This window comes from Streptomyces sp. NPDC050211 (assembly GCF_040656035.1).
GTDB lineage: Bacteria > Actinomycetota > Actinomycetes > Streptomycetales > Streptomycetaceae > Streptomyces.
This window is the reverse complement of the sequence record NZ_JBFALC010000078.1, coordinates 1-17,859: the sequence shown is the minus strand read 5'-3', so window position 1 is coordinate 17,859 and position 17,859 is coordinate 1. Positions and strand designations below refer to the sequence as shown.

Annotated in this window: 18 protein-coding genes and 1 pseudogene; 6 read left to right on the top strand and 13 right to left on the bottom strand. The window is 68.1% G+C overall.

Translation table 11 applies throughout. The features are described 5' to 3' along the window. Positions 1 to 29: 29 nt before the first annotated feature. Together urtA and AB0I98_RS42970 are read right to left on the bottom strand one after the other, a co-directional pair. Positions 30 to 1,286 carry an urea ABC transporter substrate-binding protein gene (gene urtA / locus AB0I98_RS42975; RefSeq protein WP_362951483.1) on the bottom strand — a complete coding sequence of 419 codons (1,257 nt, stop codon included), beginning with the start codon at positions 1,284 to 1,286 and terminating at the stop codon, positions 30 to 32. Positions 1,287 to 1,498: 212 nt separating this feature from the next. Continuing rightward, on the bottom strand, positions 1,499 to 2,611 hold the full coding sequence (locus AB0I98_RS42970; protein ID WP_362951482.1) for a substrate-binding domain-containing protein: 1,113 nt from the start codon (positions 2,609 to 2,611) through the stop codon (positions 1,499 to 1,501). Between the two features lie 78 nt (positions 2,612 to 2,689). Here AB0I98_RS42970 and AB0I98_RS42965 point away from each other — a divergent pair, with 78 nt between their 5' ends. Both AB0I98_RS42965 and AB0I98_RS42960 read left to right on the top strand, forming a co-directional pair. Continuing rightward, positions 2,690 to 3,190: a MarR family transcriptional regulator gene (locus AB0I98_RS42965; RefSeq protein ID WP_362951480.1), complete on the top strand. Its 501-nt coding sequence runs from the start codon at positions 2,690 to 2,692 to the stop codon at positions 3,188 to 3,190. 193 nt (positions 3,191 to 3,383) lie between these two features. Next, positions 3,384 to 4,274 (top strand): glycoside hydrolase family 19 protein, encoded by an 891-nt coding sequence (locus AB0I98_RS42960; RefSeq protein WP_362951478.1) that lies wholly within the window; start codon positions 3,384 to 3,386, stop codon positions 4,272 to 4,274. A gap of 47 nt (positions 4,275 to 4,321) precedes the next feature. On the opposite strand, the gene AB0I98_RS42955 is transcribed toward AB0I98_RS42960, so the two are convergent. Then, complete coding sequence (locus AB0I98_RS42955) at positions 4,322 to 5,314, bottom strand: WYL domain-containing protein (RefSeq protein WP_362951477.1); 993 nt, start codon at positions 5,312 to 5,314, stop codon at positions 4,322 to 4,324. 92 nt (positions 5,315 to 5,406) lie between these two features. Here AB0I98_RS42955 and AB0I98_RS42950 point away from each other — a divergent pair, with 92 nt between their 5' ends. Both AB0I98_RS42950 and AB0I98_RS42945 read left to right on the top strand, forming a co-directional pair. Further along, positions 5,407 to 5,775: a VOC family protein gene (locus AB0I98_RS42950; RefSeq protein WP_362951476.1), complete on the top strand. Its 369-nt coding sequence runs from the start codon at positions 5,407 to 5,409 to the stop codon at positions 5,773 to 5,775. A 64-nt stretch (positions 5,776 to 5,839) separates the two neighbouring features. Further along, positions 5,840 to 5,926 (top strand): annotated as a pseudogene (locus AB0I98_RS42945) (leucine zipper domain-containing protein); the annotation flags it as partial. A gap of 53 nt (positions 5,927 to 5,979) precedes the next feature. Here AB0I98_RS42945 and AB0I98_RS42940 read toward each other — a convergent pair. The 6 genes from AB0I98_RS42940 to AB0I98_RS42915 form a co-directional block, all read right to left on the bottom strand. Further along, positions 5,980 to 6,825 carry a transferase gene (locus AB0I98_RS42940; protein WP_362951475.1) on the bottom strand — a complete coding sequence of 282 codons (846 nt, stop codon included), beginning with the start codon at positions 6,823 to 6,825 and terminating at the stop codon, positions 5,980 to 5,982. Next, entirely contained in the window at positions 6,822 to 8,087 is a 1,266-nt protein-coding gene (locus AB0I98_RS42935; protein WP_362951474.1) for a glycosyltransferase family 4 protein, read from the bottom strand. Before AB0I98_RS42935 ends, AB0I98_RS42940 begins: the two co-directional genes overlap by 4 nt. A 58-nt stretch (positions 8,088 to 8,145) precedes the next feature. Beyond that, entirely contained in the window at positions 8,146 to 8,829 is a 684-nt protein-coding gene (locus AB0I98_RS42930) for a transposase (RefSeq protein WP_362951473.1), read from the bottom strand. Between the two features lie 29 nt (positions 8,830 to 8,858). Continuing rightward, complete coding sequence (locus AB0I98_RS42925) at positions 8,859 to 9,308, bottom strand: DNA-binding protein (protein ID WP_362951472.1); 450 nt, start codon at positions 9,306 to 9,308, stop codon at positions 8,859 to 8,861. A 359-nt stretch (positions 9,309 to 9,667) separates the two neighbouring features. Beyond that, complete coding sequence (locus tag AB0I98_RS42920; RefSeq protein WP_362951470.1) at positions 9,668 to 10,327, bottom strand: response regulator transcription factor; 660 nt, start codon at positions 10,325 to 10,327, stop codon at positions 9,668 to 9,670. After that, on the bottom strand, positions 10,324 to 11,451 hold the full coding sequence (locus AB0I98_RS42915) for a sensor histidine kinase (protein WP_362951469.1): 1,128 nt from the start codon (positions 11,449 to 11,451) through the stop codon (positions 10,324 to 10,326). The genes AB0I98_RS42920 and AB0I98_RS42915 overlap by 4 nt, the downstream gene beginning before the upstream one ends. A 251-nt stretch (positions 11,452 to 11,702) precedes the next feature. Between AB0I98_RS42915 and AB0I98_RS42910 the strand changes: the two genes are divergently transcribed. Further along, entirely contained in the window at positions 11,703 to 12,098 is a 396-nt protein-coding gene (locus AB0I98_RS42910; protein ID WP_362951468.1) for a DUF6223 family protein, read from the top strand. Between the two features lie 93 nt (positions 12,099 to 12,191). Here AB0I98_RS42910 and AB0I98_RS42905 read toward each other — a convergent pair whose 3' ends face one another. The 3 genes from AB0I98_RS42905 to AB0I98_RS42895 all read right to left on the bottom strand — a co-directional run bounded on the left by AB0I98_RS42905 (position 12,192) and on the right by AB0I98_RS42895 (position 15,250). Continuing rightward, positions 12,192 to 12,776, bottom strand: a complete 585-nt coding sequence (locus AB0I98_RS42905; RefSeq protein ID WP_362951466.1) for a GNAT family N-acetyltransferase — start codon at positions 12,774 to 12,776, stop codon at positions 12,192 to 12,194. Positions 12,777 to 12,940: 164 nt separating this feature from the next. Then, positions 12,941 to 13,912 carry a pentapeptide repeat-containing protein gene (locus AB0I98_RS42900; RefSeq protein ID WP_362951465.1) on the bottom strand — a complete coding sequence of 324 codons (972 nt, stop codon included), beginning with the start codon at positions 13,910 to 13,912 and terminating at the stop codon, positions 12,941 to 12,943. A gap of 156 nt (positions 13,913 to 14,068) precedes the next feature. Next, a complete protein-coding gene (locus AB0I98_RS42895; protein WP_362951464.1) occupies positions 14,069 to 15,250 on the bottom strand; it encodes an AI-2E family transporter in 1,182 nt (393 codons plus the stop codon). A 240-nt stretch (positions 15,251 to 15,490) separates the two neighbouring features. Here AB0I98_RS42895 and AB0I98_RS42890 point away from each other — a divergent pair, with 240 nt between their 5' ends. Then, positions 15,491 to 16,729, top strand: coding sequence for an acyltransferase (locus tag AB0I98_RS42890; RefSeq protein WP_362951463.1), 1,239 nt, complete (start codon positions 15,491 to 15,493; stop codon positions 16,727 to 16,729). 44 nt (positions 16,730 to 16,773) lie between these two features. Here AB0I98_RS42890 and AB0I98_RS42885 read toward each other — a convergent pair whose 3' ends face one another. Then, entirely contained in the window at positions 16,774 to 17,667 is an 894-nt protein-coding gene (locus AB0I98_RS42885) for a phosphorothioated DNA-binding restriction endonuclease (RefSeq protein ID WP_362951462.1), read from the bottom strand. Positions 17,668 to 17,859: the final 192 nt, after the last annotated feature.

The following is a 17,859-nucleotide window of genomic DNA, read 5'->3' as shown; positions in this document are numbered from 1 at the left end:
TCTCAGGGCCCACGGACGGTGACGGTCGGTCAGGACAGGCCGGAGGCCCAGGAGTAGCCCTTGAGGTACGGGTCCGGCTTGATGGGCTTGCCGGAGTTCCACACCTCCTTGATCAGTCCGTCGGTGCCGATCTCGCCGATGCGGGCGGTCTTGTAGATGTGCTGGCTGGCGCCGTCGACGGTGACCTTGCCCTCGGGCGCGTCGAAGGTGATGCCGTCGGAGGCCGCCTTCACCTTCTCCGGGTCGAAGGACTTCGCCTTCTCGACCATCGCCTTCCACAGATAGACCGAGGTGTACGCGGCCTCCATCGGGTCACTGGTCGGCTTGTCCTGGCCGTACTTGGTCTTGTACGCCTTCACGAACTTCGTGTTCGCCGCGCCGGCGGTGGTCTGGTAGTAGTTCCACGCCGTCAGCTGGCCCGCGAGGTACTGGGCGCCGATCGACTTGACCTCCTCCTCGGCGATCGACACCGACACGACCGGCATGGACTTCGCGGTCAGACCGGCCGACTTGTACTCCTTGAAGAAGGCCACGTTCGAGTCGCCGTTGAGGGTGTTGAAGACGGCGTCGGCCTTCGACGCCTTCACCTTGTTGGCGATCGTGCTGAACTCTGTGGAGCCCAGCGGCGCGTAGTCCTCGCCGAGGATCGTCATGCCGTTGGCCTTCGCGTACGCGCTGATCTCCTTGTTGGCGGTGCGCGGGAAGACGTAGTCGCTGCCGACCAGGTAGATCTTCTTGAGGCCCTTGCTCTTCAAGTAGTCGAGCGCCGGGACGATCTGCTGATTGGTCGTCGCGCCCGTGTAGAAGATGTACGGGGACTGCTCGAGGCCCTCGTACTGCACCGGGTAGAACAGCAGGGACTTGTTCTTCTCGAAGACCGGCTTGACCGCCTTGCGGCTGGCGGAGGTCCAGCAGCCGAAGGTGGCCGCGACCCGGTCCTCCTTGATCAGCTTCTGCGCCTTCTCGGCGAAGGTGGGCCAGTCGGAGGCGCCGTCCTCGCTGATCGGCTGGATCTTCTTGCCGAGCACACCGCCGGAGGCGTTGATCTCGTCGATCGCCAGCTTCAGCGAGTCGCGTACGGTCACCTCGCTGATCGCCATGGTGCCGGAGAGCGAGTTGAGCAGACCGACCTTGACCGTGTCACCGCTGACGTCGGCCTTCGCCGCCTCGTCGGTGGAACCGGCCGCGTCGGTCTTCGCACCGCACGCGGAAAGCGCCACGACCGCTGCGAGCGCGGCGCCGCCGGCGATGAAACGACGTCGGAGAACAAGTGAAACCGTGGACAAAAGAACCCCCTCGGGGATGGCGGGAGGCAACCTCCCGAAGCGGTCCACAGCCTCAAGTCACCCTGTTTCCACGATGTTTCACCAGACTTTCCCCGAGGCAACAAAAAACGCCCCGAGGAAACGTGACCGGCATTGAGAAGCCGAATTCACAATTCGCCCGAGGCATTCTAATTAGTTTCTGTGGGAAGTATCTTGGTGGGGGCGCGGGCATGTCAAGGGCGGGAACCGTGAAGATCGAGCTCCGTGAGCACGTCGAAGTCGAGCCCGTCCGCGCGCGCCAGGTAGATCCGCTGCCGCACATGGCTGCCGCGCAGATGCAGCAGCCCGCGCGGGCCCTCGTACGACACGGTGTCGGCGGCCGCGCCGATCGCGGACACGTCCAGCGTCCCGGCCTGCTTGAGCAGCGCGGCGAGCAACAGCACGCCCTCGTAACAGGATTCGCCGAGACTGCCGAGCGCGGGCGCCTCGACGCCGTACCGGCCCGCGTACTGCCCGTGGAAGTCGAGCGTGTCCTGGTTGGCCAGCGAGGCGAAGAACCCGGCCGTGCTGTAGAGATCGGCGGTGGCCGAAGGGCCGCTCGCCATCAGCATGTTCTCGTCCATCAGGGTGCTCAGCCGCAGGCAGCGGGCGTCGAGACCGTAGGCCGCGAACGCCCGGTTGAAGCGCACCGCGTCGCTGCCGACCAGCAGCATCAGCACGCCGTCCGCGTCCGAGTGCTCGATCCGCCGCAGTACCGGCTCGAAGTCGTGGGTGCCGAGCGGGAGATAGACCTCACCGCCGATGCTTGAGCCACAGTCCCGCGCGTACGCACGGGCCGCCCGTGCCGTACGCCTGGGCCACACATAGTCGTTGCCGACCACGAACCAGCGCCGCACCCGCCGCTCGTGCGCCAACAGACCCATCGCGGGCCGCAGTTGGTCGCGCGGCGTCTCACTCGTCAGGAAGACGCCGGAGGTGTGCTCGCCGCCCTCGTAGAGCGCGGTGTAGACGTACGGCACCCGATGGGCGATCCTCGGCGCCAGCGCCTGCCGCACCGAGGAGATGTGCCAGCCCGTGACGCCCTGGACGACGCCCAGGTCCACCAGTGCCTCGAGGTGGTCGGCGATCTCGCGCGGCGCCGCGCCCCCGTCGACCGGCAGCAACTTGAGCTCCCTGCCGAGCACCCCGCCCGCCCGGTTGACCTCCTCCGCGGCCAGCCGCGCACACAGCTCACACGTCGGCCCGAACATCCCGGCCGGCCCCTGCAACGGAAAGACCAGGGCCACGCCGAGTGTGGAGTCATCGGCGGTGAACCAGTCGGGTGCGGGGGGATCGGGCGGGAACATGGCGTCATGATTCCGGGTCGCCCTGGCGAACTCCAGTCCGTCTCATACGATGTACGCACCCGGTGACCTAGGAGCAGGATGCCTACCTCCGCTGCACGTCAGCCTCATGATCTGATGCAGCTGCTGACGCGGGCCGAGCGGCTGGCCGCGCGGCGGCTGCAGGCCGTTCTGGAGAAGGAGGGCTGCTCGCTGGATGCCTGGCGGGTGCTCGCGCTGCTCGCGGACGGGCAGGGGCATCACATGACGGCGATCGCGGAGGCAGCGTTTCTGCCGCCGCCGACGCTGACCAAGCTGGTCGATCAGCTCGTCGACCAGAACTTCGTCCACCGGCGCGTCGACCCGCTCGACCGTCGGCGCATCCTCGCCCACCTCACCCCGCGCGGACTCGAGTACTGGCGGCGCGTCGACCGGGCGGTCCGCGTCGACTGGCCGGCCCTCGTCGACGAAGGGGACGGCGAGTTGCTGCAGGCGCTGTTGGGGAGGCTGGCGGCGACGCTCGACGCGTCCGCCCACGTTCAGCCATCGCAAGGCGATCCTGCGGAAGCCGGTGAGCTGACCGTTCAGGAACGGCGGGGCTGAGCGGCGAGGAGCGCCAGGGGAGTTGACTGGTCTACACCCTTGACTGGTACAGACCAATGCGGTTGAGTGTGGCTCCCCACCCCCCACCACGGCCGCCCCCACGCCGTGGCCGGCCCCGCCGGCACGTGCGCTCAAGGCTCCGCCCCGCCCCGCCTTGTCGGGGTCGGCCGTGCTTCGCAAAGGAGTTGATCCTGTGTCGAGGCGCCGCATCTCCGCCGTACTGACTGTTCTCGCCCTCGCCGGCAGCGTGCCGGTGCTCCTCCCGGCCGCCGAGGCGTCCGCCGCCGCCTGCTCCAGCTACCCGAGTTGGACGGCCGGACGGTCGTACAACGCCGGAGACATCGTCCGCTACACCGACGGCAAGGCGTACATCGCCGAGCACGCCAACCCGGGCTACGACCCGATCATCAGCACCTGGTACTGGGAGCCGTACGCCTGTGACAACGGCTCGGACACGCCCGCCGCCACCTTCGTGGTGAGCGAGGCGCAGTTCAACCAGATGTTCCCGAACCGGAATTCGTTCTACACGTACGGTGGCCTGACCGCCGCGCTGAGCGCCTACCCGGGCTTCGCCAACACCGGCAGCGACACGGTGAAGAAGCAGGAGGCCGCCGCCTTCCTCGCCAACGTCAGCCACGAGACCGGCGGGCTGGTCCACATCGTCGAGCAGAACCAGGCCAACTACCCGCACTACTGCGACTGGAGCCAGTGGTACGGCTGCCCGGCCGGCCAGGCCGCCTACTACGGGCGCGGCCCGATCCAGCTGTCCTGGAACTTCAACTACAAGGCCGCCGGTGACGCGCTCGGTCTGGATCTGCTGAACAACCCCTGGCTGGTGCAGAACGACGCGGCCGTGGCCTGGAAGACCGGCCTGTGGTACTGGAACACCCAGACCGGTCCCGGCACCATGACCCCGCACAACGCCATGGTCAACCAGGCCGGCTTCGGCCAGACGATCCGCTCCATCAACGGCTCCCTGGAGTGCGACGGCAAGAACCCGGCCCAGGTGCAGAGCCGCGTCAACAACTACAACCGCTTCACCTCGATCCTCGGCGTCTCGCCCGGCGGCAACCTCTACTGCTGACGCCGCCCCGCAGGCCGCCGGCACCTGGACCCTCGGTGACCTGCCCGTCAGCCGTGTCGGCTTCGGTGCGATGCGGCGACGGTTGGTGACGGCGCATAGTGGTGGGCAAGGTTGGTGGCGAGGTCGCGGAGGTGAGCCCTGGCTTCGGTGGGGCCGTGCACAGTGATGGCGCTCCCGAACGGCAGTAGTGCTCGCACGTCCTCCAGATGCAGGAAGCGGATCGTCACCTTGAGGCCGGTGGCGGATTCTTCATGGTCGTCCCGGACGAGTCGTAGGCCAAAGATCCGTTGCGCCCGCTCGATCTGGGCCTGGTCGATGGTGGCGCTGACCTCTATCGCGTGGTTGTTTTCCCACTGAGCAATGAGCGCCGCAGCGACGGTGGCCAGGGTCTGGCTCTCGCGGATCCGTCGTGGCTGGTCTACTTCTGTCCACGACGTGATCCGTTCGAGTCGGTACATCCGTGGCACTCGGGCACAGTCGGCGACGAGGTACCAGATGCCGGCCTTGGCGAACAGCCCGTAGGGATCCACGACCAGGTCGCGTGGGCATGACTCGCGTGGGCTGTCGTACTCGATCCGTAGCCGGCGACCTCGCCGCACTGCGCCGATCAGCGAAGCCGGAGTCGTGCCGGAAGCTGGTGCCTGACGCCAGGGGCGGCTGTCCACGTGCACTACGTCGGTGAGCGGCAGGAGCTCATGAACTCGACGTGGCTGTGTAGTGGCGATCTTGGAGAGCGCGCGCCGGCTTTCGACCGATGCGTTGAGCTCCGCACGTTGCTTCTCATCCAGCCCGGTGAGCGACAGATGATCACGCTCGCCCGGTGTGAGGCGCGTGAGGTCGAGTCCGGATCCGGGCAGCATGGTCACGCCTCCGAGGCGGCCCCGGTGTGCGGTCACCGGCAGACCGGCGTCGCGGAGCCAGTTCAGATCTCGGGTGATGGTGCGAAGGGACACCCCGAGTGCTGAGGCGAGTTCCTGTGTGGTCACGGCATCCCTCGATGTGAGGAGCAGCATCAGGGTGAAGAAGCGGTCTGGGGTCACACACCAATTTTTTCAGGAATTGCGACACGATGCGGCGCATATCCCGGTCAGGCTGGTGGATGCGTACCTACCACCTGTGAGAAGGAACAACCATGACCACATCCGTCGTGTCCATCGTCTACGTGAACGACGCTCCCGCCGCAGCTCGCTTCTACGGCGACCTCCTCGGCATGAGCCCCTCGTTCGAGACTCCGGGATACATCACCTTCGACCTCGGGCCAGGGGCAGACCTCGGTCTGTGGTCTGGCCAGTTCGAGGATCTGTCACCGGACGTCCCGCGCACCAGTGAGGTTTGCCTGGCCATTGACGGTGGACGACCCGACGAGCTCAACGCGACCTTTGAACAGTGGAAGTCCAACGGGGTCACGATCCTGCGCGAGCCTCATGATGCGGGGTTCGGGCTTACCTTCCTCGCAGCCGATCCTGACGGGAACCGTATCCGCGTCGCACCGAAGGGCTGAAAGGCCGCAATGCGGCAGGCGCGCACGATAGGTGTCGCGCCTGCCGTCGTCTGACTTCGAGAGGATTGCCCACGTCGCCGCTGAGACGGGTATCTCTCGCGCATGCGCCAGCAAGTGGGCAAATCGCCGGCGGCTACACGGTGATGCGGGAGCGCCGCGAGCTGAGTGCCTTCGATTGACGGGGGTGGCACCGGGGCGGCGCGGTCACTCGGCGGCTGTCACCTCCACGGAGAGGTCGTTGTCGACCGTGTAGTAAGGACGCACGGCGACACCGCCGACCGCAGCCGACGGATACACGAAGATCTCCTTGCGGTCCGCCACGTCGTCAAGCAGGCGACCGACACGGATGAGAGGGGATCCCTCCGCAGGTCGAGCCTGAACGCTGATGTCCCAGACGCGGGTTCCGATGGCGTCGGCGGCGACCAACTCTTCGTGGTCCACGGTGAAGGAGAAGCGCCGGCCGGAGCTCTCGGCCTGTGGCTCCCGGGTCCGTACAGCGCCCTTGGGACCCCTGGCACGCAGATGTACGACGGCTCCCGCGGAGAGCGTGGCGCCATGCAGCCGCCCCCTGACCGTCATCGACCGGCCCGTCACGTCGATGCCCTCGACCTCGGCATGGGCAGTGCGCAACCAGGCCCGTACAGCGAGATAGCCATCCTTGGTGGTGTACGGAACCCGCACCGCCACCGGCGACGGCCAGTCACGGGTGTGTCCGTCGACGAGGGCTCGCAGGTCCCGCAGACCGGGGCGGAGCCGCTGTCGCGGCGCTCCCGGTTCGGGGAGAAGGTACACGTCCCACCGTCCCTCGGCGAGAGGGGGCTGCGACTCCAGGACGGCGCGCCGGCCGCCGTTGTCCACCGCTTCGACATCGAGGACGCGAAGGGTTTCCTCGGGCTGTCCCTTCTTGGGGCGCAGCCGCAGCAGCAACTGGGCCGACTGGGAGGCTGGTTTCTCAAGTGGTGGAAGGTCAAAGGTAATTCGGCCATCCACGTCGGCCGTGCAGTCGGCACGGTGCTGTGTGTCCTGTGTCGTGCCCGGTTCCCTGTTCATCGCCGTCCCCTCCGTACGGTGCGCAGCGCACTGCCGGCCGCGGCATGGGCGGCGTCGCGCGCGGCGAAGCCCCGGGTGATCAGGGCGCGATGTATCCGGCCGGGTTCCGGTGTGACCGGCCGCCCTGCCCTTCTCGCCGATATCGCCTCGCCGATCAGGTGCTCGGCCTGCTCCACGACGGGGGCCGGGGCGAAGCGTCGCGCGTTCTCCATGGCCGTACGGCCCATCCGTCGGCGCCCCTCGTCGTCACCGACGAGCTCCAGCAGAGCGTCGCCCAGCGCGTCGCGGTCCCCGACCGGCACCAGCCGGCCGTCGACCCCGTCCTTGATGATCTCGCCGGGTCCGTGCGGGCAGTCGGTGCTCACCACGGGCAGTCCGCAGCGCATCGCCTCGACGAGGGTCATGCCGAACGGCTCGAAGTTGGACGCGGCCGCGCCGATCGAGCCCTTGACCCACTCCGCCTCCATGGGTGCGGCCGCACCCATCAGAAAGACGTTGTCGCACAAGCCCAGGCTCTGGATGAGCTGCCGCAGCCGGGCCTGCTCCTCCCCCTTTCCGTAAATCCGCAGCTGCCAGTCCGGGTGCTTGGCGGCGACCCGGGCGAACGCCTCGACGAGCAGGTCGTAACGCTTCACCGGAACCAGCCGCCCGGCCGCCACCACCACTTTCGCGGTGCCGTCCGCGGCAGGCAGCACCGGATCGGGAACGCTGTTGGGAAGCACCTCCACTCTGACGCCCGGCAACCGCATCTTGCGCCGGTACGCGGCAGCGTCCGCCTCCGTGACCGTGGTGAGCACATCGAGCCGGCGGTAGGCCCGGCGCAACGCGGTGCGCAGCCACGGTGAGTGGTTGTCGAGCGTGAGGTGCTCCTGCCCGACGCGGACGACATGGCGCGGGGCCTGCAACGCGAGATGTACGTTGAGCCCCGGTCGAGTGCCGATGACCACGTCGGCGTCGGTCGCTGTCAGCCACTCACCGATCCGCTGATCGGTCAACTCGCTGTACTGCCGGTAGCGGTACTCGGAGGCCGGGAACACTCTCGCGGGTCTCAGATGCAGTGGATGTTCCTTTGCCTCCCGCAAGTCCACCAGCGGCCGCAAGGAAACCCTCGGGTCCAGGGCGAAGTTCGGACGTTCCCTATGCCGCAACACCGAGACGACCTCCACATCGTGCCGCGCGGCCAGTGCCTGGGCCAGATTGAAGGTCGTGGTGATCGTGCCTCCGATGCCGTAGGCGTTGTGAATCAGGAAAGAGATCTTCATGGCGGACTAGACCTCACCAACCCCCTTCCAGTTGCCTGCTGTTATCGCTTTGTTCCCCTCAAGTACTCCAGCAGGTTGGTGGCGTCTTCTCCAGGCCGACCACTTCAGTGTGCGATTGACGGTGTTGCGGTGGGCTCGTGGGCGGGGCAGGAGAGCGTCCAGGAGTCGCCGGATCTCCACCACGGTGAATGGGACGAGGGCTGATCCGTTTCTGCTGCCCCCTGTGTGGCGTCGCCGCCAGGGTTATGTGCCGATACCAGCCGATGTAGCGGCGGACCTCGTACTGATCCAGGCCGCATTCATTCTTCGCGGCCTGGAAGCACTCCTCGATCGCCCAGCGGGAGCCGGCGATCCGGACCAACTCGGCGATCTCGACGCCCACGGGCGCGTAGGCGAGGCAGTAGGCCAGTTCGCCGGGGTCGGACAGGCTGCGGCGGGCCATCACCCAGCGGTGGCGGGTGGAGGATCGGGGTCGAAGATCAGGTTGGCGGGCAGTTTGGCGGCGGCCCAGTCGTAGACGCGCGCGCCCTTCACTCCGTTGCCGCAGGACAGCTGACTTGATCTGTTGGGACTTGGGCACGGCGACGACGTAGCTGAGGTCGAGTTGTTCGAGCAGGCGGCGCCAGTGCCAGTCCTGCCCGTAAGCCTCGTCCGCGGTGACCCATGCGGCGGGGAGGGGAGCGTGTTCACGGCGGCAGCGTCCCACGACGGTGATCAGCCGGGAGGGGCTGTTGCCCGACACCCCAGGCGAGCGAGTCCGGGAGAGTCCTTCTACTCCGAGCCGTCCGTATCGGCTGTGGCGCGGCTGGCCAGTCGTTCGTATCGCTGCCTGGCGGCTTGCGGAGTGCCAAGCCCGAGTCCGAAAGCGATCTGCTGCCAGGTCATGCCGCGGCCCCGTGCCATCTGGAGGAGTCCGGTTTCCAATTCGTCCATCTCCCCGCGAACCAGTGGGACGAGGCTCAATGCAGCGGTGATATCAGCGTGGTCCACCTCCGGTTCGCCGTCATCGGGCTGTGCGGCTCCGCTGAGCAGAAACGACACAAGCCTGACGGCCTCGTGCGGTCCGATGACCGAAGGGTGAACCTGTCGGTGGCGTTGCTTGTCAGTGGTCGCATGGCGTTCGGCGATGCGAAACAGGGACGCGTAGACGCGGTGTGCTCGCGCCTGCTCCGGCTGCGGAGGCGTGAAGAGATCGGCCTGCTGATCAGGAGTCGAGGGCATGAGATGAGGATGAGATGCGCACGACTTAATGTCAACTAGCCGTTGTAAACAACCTGTTCACTTGCTGCCGCTTCATGCGCCCGTACCCCCTTGGCTGAACGGGCGGACGGAAACCCTCGTCATCGTGACGGTCGGATATACCGTGACGTCCGATCCGACCGCTGGAGGCGCGGTGGCTGAGCCTGTTCGTGTACCGGTCACAGCCGTATGCAGTACTTGCAGCCCGGCCGCCAGGCGGAAGAGGAAGCCGCCGCCCGCGCGGCACCCAACGCGAGCCGGCCCCGGCGTGTTCTGCCGGTGCCACTCGGTCACCTGATCCCGTATCCGCCGCCGTGAAGTCGGCGACCGGTGCGCGGAGGTCAGTGGTTGCGCGGGGTGACCAGGCCGGACTCGTAGGCGAGGACGACGAGTTGGGCGCGGTCGCGGGTGTGGAGTTTGGTCATCGCTCGGTTGATGTGGGTCTTCGCGGTCATTGGGCTGATCACCATGCGGTCGGCGATCTGGTCGTTGGACAGGCCCTGTGCGACCAGGGCGACCGCTTCGCGTTCCCGGCCGGTCAGCTCCGTAAGCGCGGCGCCGGTGGTGGGGAGGGGCTGGGTTACGTACCGGTGGATCAGCTTGCGGGTGAGGGACGGGGCGAGCAGGGCGTCGCCGCGGGCGGCGACCCGTACGGCGTGCAGAAGGTCCTCCGGCACGATGTCCTTGACCAGGAACCCGGCGGCACCGGCGCGCAGTGCTTCGAAGACGTACTCGTCCATGCCGTAGTTGGTCAGCATGACGACGTGCACACCGGCCAGGGCGGGGTCCGCGGCGATGCGCCGGGTTGCCTCGATGCCGTCCATGACCGGCATCTGGATGTCGATGAGCGCGACGTCCGGCAGATGCTCCTGGAGGAGTGCCAAGCCCTCCGCGCCGTTCGCGGCCTCGGCCACCACCTCGATGTCGTCCTCGAGGTCGAGCAGCGCGCGGAAACCGCTGCGGATGAGCGGCTGGTCGTCGACCAGCAGGACACGGATCATGATCCTCGTTCCACGGGGAGTTCGGCCTGGACGGTGAAGCCGTGCTCGGTGAGTGGTTCGGCGCGCAGTCGGCCGCCGAGGGCGGTGACGCGTTCGCGCATGCCGAGCAGCCCGAGGCCCGGGGCCGGGGCGTCATCGGGGGTGGCCTTGCCGTCGTCGTCCACCTGGACGGCAAGGGCGTCGGGCCGGTATTCGATCCGGACCGCCGCGGTCGTCGCACCGGCGTGCCGGGCGGTGTTGGTCAGCGCCTCCTGGACGATGCGGTAGGCGGTACGGCCCACCGCGGCCGGCACGTCGTGCCGTTGCCCTTCGATCGTCAGCGTCGCGTCGAGGCCCATCGAACGGGCGCGCTCCACCAGTTCCGGTACGTGGTCGAGGCCCTGCGGCGGGGTCGTGTCGTCGTCGCGCAGGGCCTCCAGGGTCGCGCGCAGCTCCCGGGTCGCCTCACGGCCGGCCGCCTGGATCGCCAGCAGGGTCTCCGGCACCTGTTCGCCCCGCCTGCGGGCCACGTGGACGGCGACCTCGGACTGCACCTTGATGATCGAGATCTGGTGGGTGAGTGAATCGTGCAGTTCCCGCGCGATGTGCAGCCGCTCCTCGTCGGCGCGGCGCCGCGCGGTCTCCTCCCGGGTGCGCTCGGCTTCGTCCGCCCGCCGCTCGGCCTGCCGCAGCGCCTCACCGGCGGCGAAGGCGGCGATGAGCCAGGCGATCTCTAGTACGTTCCGGGCCTGTGAGAACGCCTCGCGCGCGGGCCCCTCGCGGAAGACGAGGGCCGTGAGGGGGAGGACGACGAGCAGGGCCACGGATGCCGCCAGCGTCAGGGCCCGGTGCCCGGCTCGTACGGCGCCGTACACCGCGACCAGGTAAGAGACAGCCAGCACCTCAAAACCCGCCGCCTCGTAGCCCACCGCGCACAGGCCGGTGACGGCCAGTACGGCAATCGGAGCCCTGCGACGTGCGACCAGCGCCAGACCACCGGCCGCCAGCAGCACGGAGCCGAGCAGCTCGCGCTCCCCGGTCGGGTGCTGCCCGGACAACCCGGTGCCCAGCAGCAGTGCCGCCACGCTGACGGCGATCGCCCAGTCCATGGCACCGGCCGGGACACGAAAACGCCCTGTGTCCATGCGCGCACCCTAGCCCGGCGCCGCCGCGGGCGAGTCCCGCCCGCGGACGAGCGGTCGGCTACCGCACCCGCGGTATCCGCCCACCGCCTGCCGCATCCGTGGCAGTCGACTGCCACGTCGACGGCAGCCCGAAGAGACCGCGCCCGCCGGACGACCGGAGGCGCGGTCGGCAGGCACGCTCAAGGCACAGCGAACCTCGCACTTCACCACGCAGGAAGCACGCAACAAGCACGCAGAAGGAGGAGAGCGGCATGAACGCAGCAGATGCCCTGATGGTGGCCGCCGAGGGCGGAGTCATCGGCGACGGACGGACCGGGGCCAACCTGGCCCTCGGAGTGGGCCTGATCGGCGTGGCCCTCGGCTGGCTGACCCTGGCCCGCGTCCCCGGCCGTATCAGCACCGGCAACGCACGCACCGGCGCTGTCTCAGCCATGGCGGTGGGGCTGGTCGGCATCGCCCTCGCGGTGCTGCATCTGGCCACCTCCAGCGGCGGTCCCGGCACCGGCAACGGGATGGTGGGAGCCATCGGGGCCGTCCCCCTGGGCTTGATCGCCATGGCCCTCGGCCGACGCGCTCTCACCCGCTCCCGACGCGCGGAGCGGACAGCCGACCGCTCCGAACACGAGCGGGAGTTCGGGCCAGCCTGATGAATACCGCCCACTCGGTCGGTCGGCGGGCAGCGCAGCGTCGCCGAGCAGACGACGGTCCGGGCCGGCAACCTCATGGTTGACGGGGCAGGCTCAGTCGCCGCGGATCCGTGCATGCAGATGCATGTCGTGTCGGCCGTCGTCGTGCACGGCGGCACTGCGTTTGGTGCCTTCCAGGAGGTAGCCGGACTTGGTGGCGACCCTGCATGAGGGATGGTTGCGGGTCGAGTGGTCCAGTTCCAACCGGTGGAAGCCGATCTCGGTCAGTGCCCAGGCGGTGAGCACCGCCAGGGCGCGCGAGGCCACGCCGGCGCCACGGGCGGCCGGGAGCACCCAGTAGGCCACGCCTGCGATGCCGTCGTCGAAGTCCAGGCCGCGCAGTGCGATCCGGCCGAGCACCTCGCCGCTGTCGCGGGTGATCGCCCAGTGACCGCCCTTCTCCCGTTTCCAGTCTTGGCGGTACGCGTCGAACCATTCCCGCACCTGAGCCTGCGAAGAGGGGCGACGCGTATGCCAGCGGCGGATCTCATCGTCCTGGTAGGCAGACAGGAAAACGGGTGCGTTGGATTTCTCCCAGGGGCGCAGCTGTAAGCCCCCGGTGGCGGGGAGCACGGGTTGGGGAGCGTCGGCGAGCAAGCCGGAGGTGATGACGGGCGGTGTCGACAGAGCGCGAGTCATGAATCATGATCGCCCGATACTGACTGCGCACGTCAACCATGTAGGGGGAGCCTGCGCCGAACGGCTGGCACCAGCTTCCCTTGCCCGTTCCGCACTTCCCGGGTTCGACTCCAAGGCATGCCGGAACGCCGTGCGATGCGAGAGGACGGATAGGAGGGCTCCTGTCACGGGCTTCGATCGTCGTCGAGAATTCCCAGTTCACGGCGCGCCTCGGCACTGAGGCCGGTGGGCCAGACTGTCGTCGCATCTGCATACGCACCGGTCAGCAGTGTTTCGTCAAGCACCGCGCCACTGAGGTCGGCGCCACGCAAATCCGCGCCGCGAACGTCAGCTCGGCGCAGACTGGCCTCCTGTAGGTGTGCACGACTGAGGTTCGCGCCCTTGAGGCTCGCACCATCGAGGAGCGCCCTCCGAAGGTCGGCATCTGTGAAGTCAGAACCATCGAGTTGAGCGCCGGCCAGCGCAGCCCGAGCAAGGTTGGAGTGGCGCAACAGGGTCCGGCTCAATCGGGCATCACGGAGAGATATGCCGCGCAGATCTACCCGCGACAGGTAGAGCGCAGGATCATCCGGGGTCCTGGAACGGCGCTCCAATACCCACATGGCAGCCTGAACATCGGGGGCACGGACGTTCATCACCGGCAGTTGGTCATTCACTGACGGGGTTGGGTGCTCCGGTCCGTCGGCAGAGCCGACCAGCCACGTGAGTCTGCCGCGAACGAATGCGCCTAGAAGGAACTGAATCGGGTCACGATCAGCGCGGGAGTTTTTGGCGATGCGCTCAAGTGCATAGATCCCGCCGATACGGACGTTGACGTCACTACTGCCGATCTGGTCCACCGCCCGAGTGAAGCGCTCAGTGATTTGGCCCTCTCGGCTGACGTGAACCTGACGCCAAGTGGCGGCAGCACCAAGAACCACCAGAAGCCCAACACAGCTTTGAAGCATCGCTGATCGCGCGTCGTTGGCCAGGCGAGACTGAGCTTGCTGCAGCTCGATGCGCGCCTTTGCACTCCCAACGCCGCGCAGATCCGCCGCACTCAGGGGAGGGTAGAGCAGACGAGGCACCAGGAAGATCGTGCTTACGACGACTACGAGCAGCACTCCAGACACCGTCAGCAGGGCGACCCAGGCCATACGCCGACTCACGCTACTGGCTGTGCTCCCCACGACACCCCCTGGTCCGTCAGCCCATGGTGCCGTGAAGACCCTCAGCTTGGGAAGCGACGGCGCTTGGACGGTCTGATGGCTTCTGACCTGCACGCATGTCGCTTGCAGCGCAGCCTCGAGGACTCACTTCGAGCTGCCCGAAGTGGCCGTGCGGCGAGGCGCTTCGCCCTTCTCGTCGTCTGTCGGGGTGGAGTCCTCTGGTGGCTCTGCTGTTGCCTTCCCTCCGAGCCTTCGCCAACTGGAGCTTCCGGTCCGGCGGCCGTGGACGCGTGGGTCGTCGGTGACGTCGTAGCGCTTTACGTATGCCGCGAGGAACGCCTGGAGTGTGGCGACCGCGGGGATGGCGATCAGGGCGCCTACGGCGCCGAGGAGGGCGGTACCGGCGATGACGGAGCCGAAGGCGACCGCGGGGTGGATGTCTACGTTCTTGGCAGTCAGCTTGGGCTGGAGCAGGTAGTTCTCGAACTGCTGGTAGATCACGACGAAGATCAGCACCCACAGCGCGTACCAGGGATCGACGGTGAAGGCGATCAGCATCGGCAGGGCGCCTGCGAGGTAGGTGCCGACGGTGGGGATGAACTGCGAGACCAGGCCCACCCACACGGCGAGTACGGGGGCGTACGGAACGCCCAGCACTTGGAGAAGGATGTAGTGCGCGACGGCGGAGATGAGCGCCATCAGGCCGCGCGAATAGATGTAGCCACCGGTCTTGTTGACGGCGATCTCCCATGCGCGGAGCACCTCGGCCTGCTTGGCGGGCGGTAGTACGGAGCAGAGTGCTCGGCGCAGTCGAGGGCCGTCGGCGGCGAAGTAGAACGAGAACAGCGTGATCGTCAGCAGCCGGAAGAGCCCGCCGAGGACTTGGCCGGACACGTCGAGGACGCCGGTCGCGCTGTTCTGGACGTAGTCGCGCAGCCAGTCGGAGCGGAGCAGGTCCTCCTGGACGTCCACGCGCTTCAGGTCGGTGTGGAGGTGGGTGTTGGACCAGTTGATGACTGAGTCGAGGTAGGCCGGGAAGTCCTCGACGATCTTGATGATCTGCTCGGCGAGCATGGAACCGAGCAGGGTGACGAAGCCGATGGTCACAGCCAGGAGGCCGAGGAAGACAAGGAAGGTGGCCAACCCCCTGCGCATGCCCCGCGAGGCCATCCGGCTCACCGCGGGCTCGATCGCGAGGGCGAGGAAGAACGCGATGAGGATGTTGATCAGCAGGCCAAGGAGTTGGTGGAAGGCCCAACTGCCCAGCTGGAACACGGCGAAGAGGGTGAGCGCAAGCACCATGGCGCGCGGCAGCCAGCGCGGCATGCGCGCATTCGACCCGGTGGCCTGCCCGGGGGCGGGCTGTGGGCTGGGCGGTGTGTCGGTTGCAGATGGGTGCGGGGCGGCCCGACCGGTCTCGTCTGTGCTTGCCACCGGGCAAGTCTCGCCGACGCCACATTGGGGGCGGACGCCGCCCCTGGCTCAGGGGGCCGGAAAGCTGCCTTGATCCTGTGGGGAACCTGAGAATTTGTGTGAGCTCGGAGTAACTGGGCAGGCGCCGCCGTCATGAGCATTCCCCATCCGAGCACGGCAGACGAGGACACCAAGCAGAGCCCCCGCGAGCAGGCGGCGCAGCCGCCGCTCGTCCCGTCGTCGGCGGAACGGCGAAGAGGTGGTGGGCGGGGCTTTTCGTCGGCGCTGCGCGGTGGGCGGGTGGCGGGGCTGGACGGATTGCGGACGGTCGCGGTGGCGTTGGTGATCGTCTATCACGTGGAGCCGAACTGGGTGCCCGGCGGCTCGGTGGCGGTGGACGTCTTCTTCACGATCAGCGGTTTCGTCATCACCCGGCTGCTGGTCGCCGAGTTCGCACGTACCGGTCGCATTGGCCTGGGGCCGTTCTACCGACGGCGTTGGCTGCGGCTGGGACCGGCCATGCTGGTGATGTGCGCGGTCACCGCTCTGCTGTCCGTGGCGCTCCCGCTGCCGCTGTTCGACGGGGCGTGGATGGCGGCGGCGCTGGCCGCGGTCTCGGTGGTCAATCTCGTACGTGCCGGGGAGTCCGGGCCGTACTCCGACCTCACCGCGCCTCTCAGCCACACCTGGTCCCTGGGGGTGGAGGAGCAGTTCTATCTGGCCTGGCCGCTTCTGCTGCTGGTGCTGCTACGGCACACGACGGCGCGGACGGTCCTGGTCTGGGTCGCGGCACTGTGCGTCCTGCCGGTGCTCTGGCGGCTCGCGCTCTGGGATCCGACGGCGGCGCACCGCATCTACAACGGCCCCGACACCCGCGCCGACCAGCTCCTCGCCGGGGCGCTGCTGGCGCTGGTCCTGGCCCGACTGCGCGCCGACGACCCCCGGCTGGCGCTGCTGCGCCGATGGGCGGAACGGCTGTGCTGGCCCGCGCTCGCGGTGCTGGGGCTGATCGCCTGGCAGCTCCCGATCACCGAACCGAGCGGGTGGAACCCCGCGTGGTACACGGTCGGACTGCTGGCCGCCGCCGTTCTGTCGGCCGTCGTCGTGGCCACGGTGGACCTGTGCCCGGACGCGTGGCCCTCCCGGCTGCTGTCGGTGCCCGCCCTGGCGTGGGTCGGGCGCAACCTCAGCTACGGGCTGTACCTGTGGCACTACCCCGTCATCCGGCTGCTCTCCGACCTCGGTGTGGACGGAGACCGGCTGCTCCCCGCCGGCGTCGCGGCGACGGTCGCGGCGGCACTCGCCTCGTACGTCCTCATCGAGCGGCCGTTGGTGCGGCGCGACCGGATTCGCGTGCGGAGGTTGGAGCCGGTCGTCGCTTCGGTGCGTTGATCAGCCCTCTGACCCTATGACCCATGCCCCTGTGACCAGAGCCTTCACGCCCGCGTCGCAGGGCGTGGAGCGCCGTGGAAGACCTGGTCGGCGTGCCAGGAGCGGTGGCCGGCGGCGACGGGGAGCGCGCCTGGCTGTGGGCCGACGAGCGGACGGCCCGCAAGCGCTATGACATGGTCGCGGGAAGCCTGGCTGTGGCCGACGAATCGCTGTGAGACGAGGATGCGGTGGCCGTCGTCGACCCCGAGGACACCCTTGTCGAAGAGCTTGTGGTGCAGCGAGCACAGGCACAGTCCGTTGTCGACGTCGTCGGGGCCGTCGAACGCCCACCACCGCACATGAGCGGCCTCCAGCCCGACCGGCACAGCGCCGATCCGGCCGTCATAGCCGCAGAAGGCGCACTGGTACTCGTACGCCGTCAGCACCAGTTCGCGCATCCGCCGGTCACGCTGCCTCCGCGCGGGGGAGAGCCGACCGGTCTCCGCCGGCTCCAGGTCCAGGCCGACGGCTTCGCACAACTCGGTGTGGAGCGAGGGAGGGAAGTGCAGGTCGAGCAGTGATCGCGCTATGCGGTGCAGCAGTTGGGGTTCGCGCCGCAGGGCATTTCTGAGTTCCGGGGCGAGTCGTCCGGCGGCGCCCGACTCGCGGAGCTCTCGCAGGCCACTGCCTGGACTGCCGGGCCCACGGTCCGTACGTACTTCCCATACGCCGTCGCTGACCAGGTGGTGGAACGGGTAGGCGGGTGTCGTCTTGTTGGGCGGGCCATACTCGGTCAGCAGCCGCTGCAGGTCTTCCTCCACCGCGCTGTACCGCAGCTCACGGTCGGCGTCCTCCTGGAACTGGCCGAGGGCGTAGAGCAGCAGGAGGGGCTTGTGCGGCGCGCGCGTCCCGCTTCTGGTCCACTGCCTCAGCTTCGCGGTGCGCTCGAGCCAGTCCATGGCCGGTGATCGTATCGCTCAACACGGGTACCCCCAGGCACGCGTGATGTCGCGCAGCGGTGCCGGAACGTCTCCCGCGTCCGGCAGCGCTCGGGCTTTCTGGATCTTCCCGGACTTGATGTTCTCGCTCCAGTCACCGATGTAGGGCACGAACGGGCCGTGGTCACCCTTGCGGTAGTCGAGCATCCTCGG

Coding starts and splice junctions, on each gene's coding strand:
- AB0I98_RS42920 (WP_362951470.1), bottom strand. CDS start 10,327: ATGATCCGTGTCCTGCTGGTCGACGACCAGCCGCTCATCCGCAGCGGT.
- AB0I98_RS42950 (WP_362951476.1), top strand. CDS start 5,407: ATGACCACATCCGTCGTGTCCATCGTCTACGTGAACGACGCTCCCGCC.
- AB0I98_RS42970 (WP_362951482.1), bottom strand. CDS start 2,611: ATGTTCCCGCCCGATCCCCCCGCACCCGACTGGTTCACCGCCGATGAC.
- AB0I98_RS42895 (WP_362951464.1), bottom strand. CDS start 15,250: ATGCCGCGCTGGCTGCCGCGCGCCATGGTGCTTGCGCTCACCCTCTTC.
- AB0I98_RS42940 (WP_362951475.1), bottom strand. CDS start 6,825: ATGAACAGGGAACCGGGCACGACACAGGACACACAGCACCGTGCCGAC.
- AB0I98_RS42935 (WP_362951474.1), bottom strand. CDS start 8,087: ATGAAGATCTCTTTCCTGATTCACAACGCCTACGGCATCGGAGGCACG.
- AB0I98_RS42915 (WP_362951469.1), bottom strand. CDS start 11,451: ATGGACACAGGGCGTTTTCGTGTCCCGGCCGGTGCCATGGACTGGGCG.
- AB0I98_RS42965 (WP_362951480.1), top strand. CDS start 2,690: ATGCCTACCTCCGCTGCACGTCAGCCTCATGATCTGATGCAGCTGCTG.
- AB0I98_RS42885 (WP_362951462.1), bottom strand. CDS start 17,667: ATGGACTGGCTCGAGCGCACCGCGAAGCTGAGGCAGTGGACCAGAAGC.
- AB0I98_RS42925 (WP_362951472.1), bottom strand. CDS start 9,308: ATGCCCTCGACTCCTGATCAGCAGGCCGATCTCTTCACGCCTCCGCAG.
- AB0I98_RS42900 (WP_362951465.1), bottom strand. CDS start 13,912: ATGGCCTGGGTCGCCCTGCTGACGGTGTCTGGAGTGCTGCTCGTAGTC.
- AB0I98_RS42890 (WP_362951463.1), top strand. CDS start 15,491: ATGAGCATTCCCCATCCGAGCACGGCAGACGAGGACACCAAGCAGAGC.
- AB0I98_RS42905 (WP_362951466.1), bottom strand. CDS start 12,776: ATGACTCGCGCTCTGTCGACACCGCCCGTCATCACCTCCGGCTTGCTC.
- AB0I98_RS42910 (WP_362951468.1), top strand. CDS start 11,703: ATGAACGCAGCAGATGCCCTGATGGTGGCCGCCGAGGGCGGAGTCATC.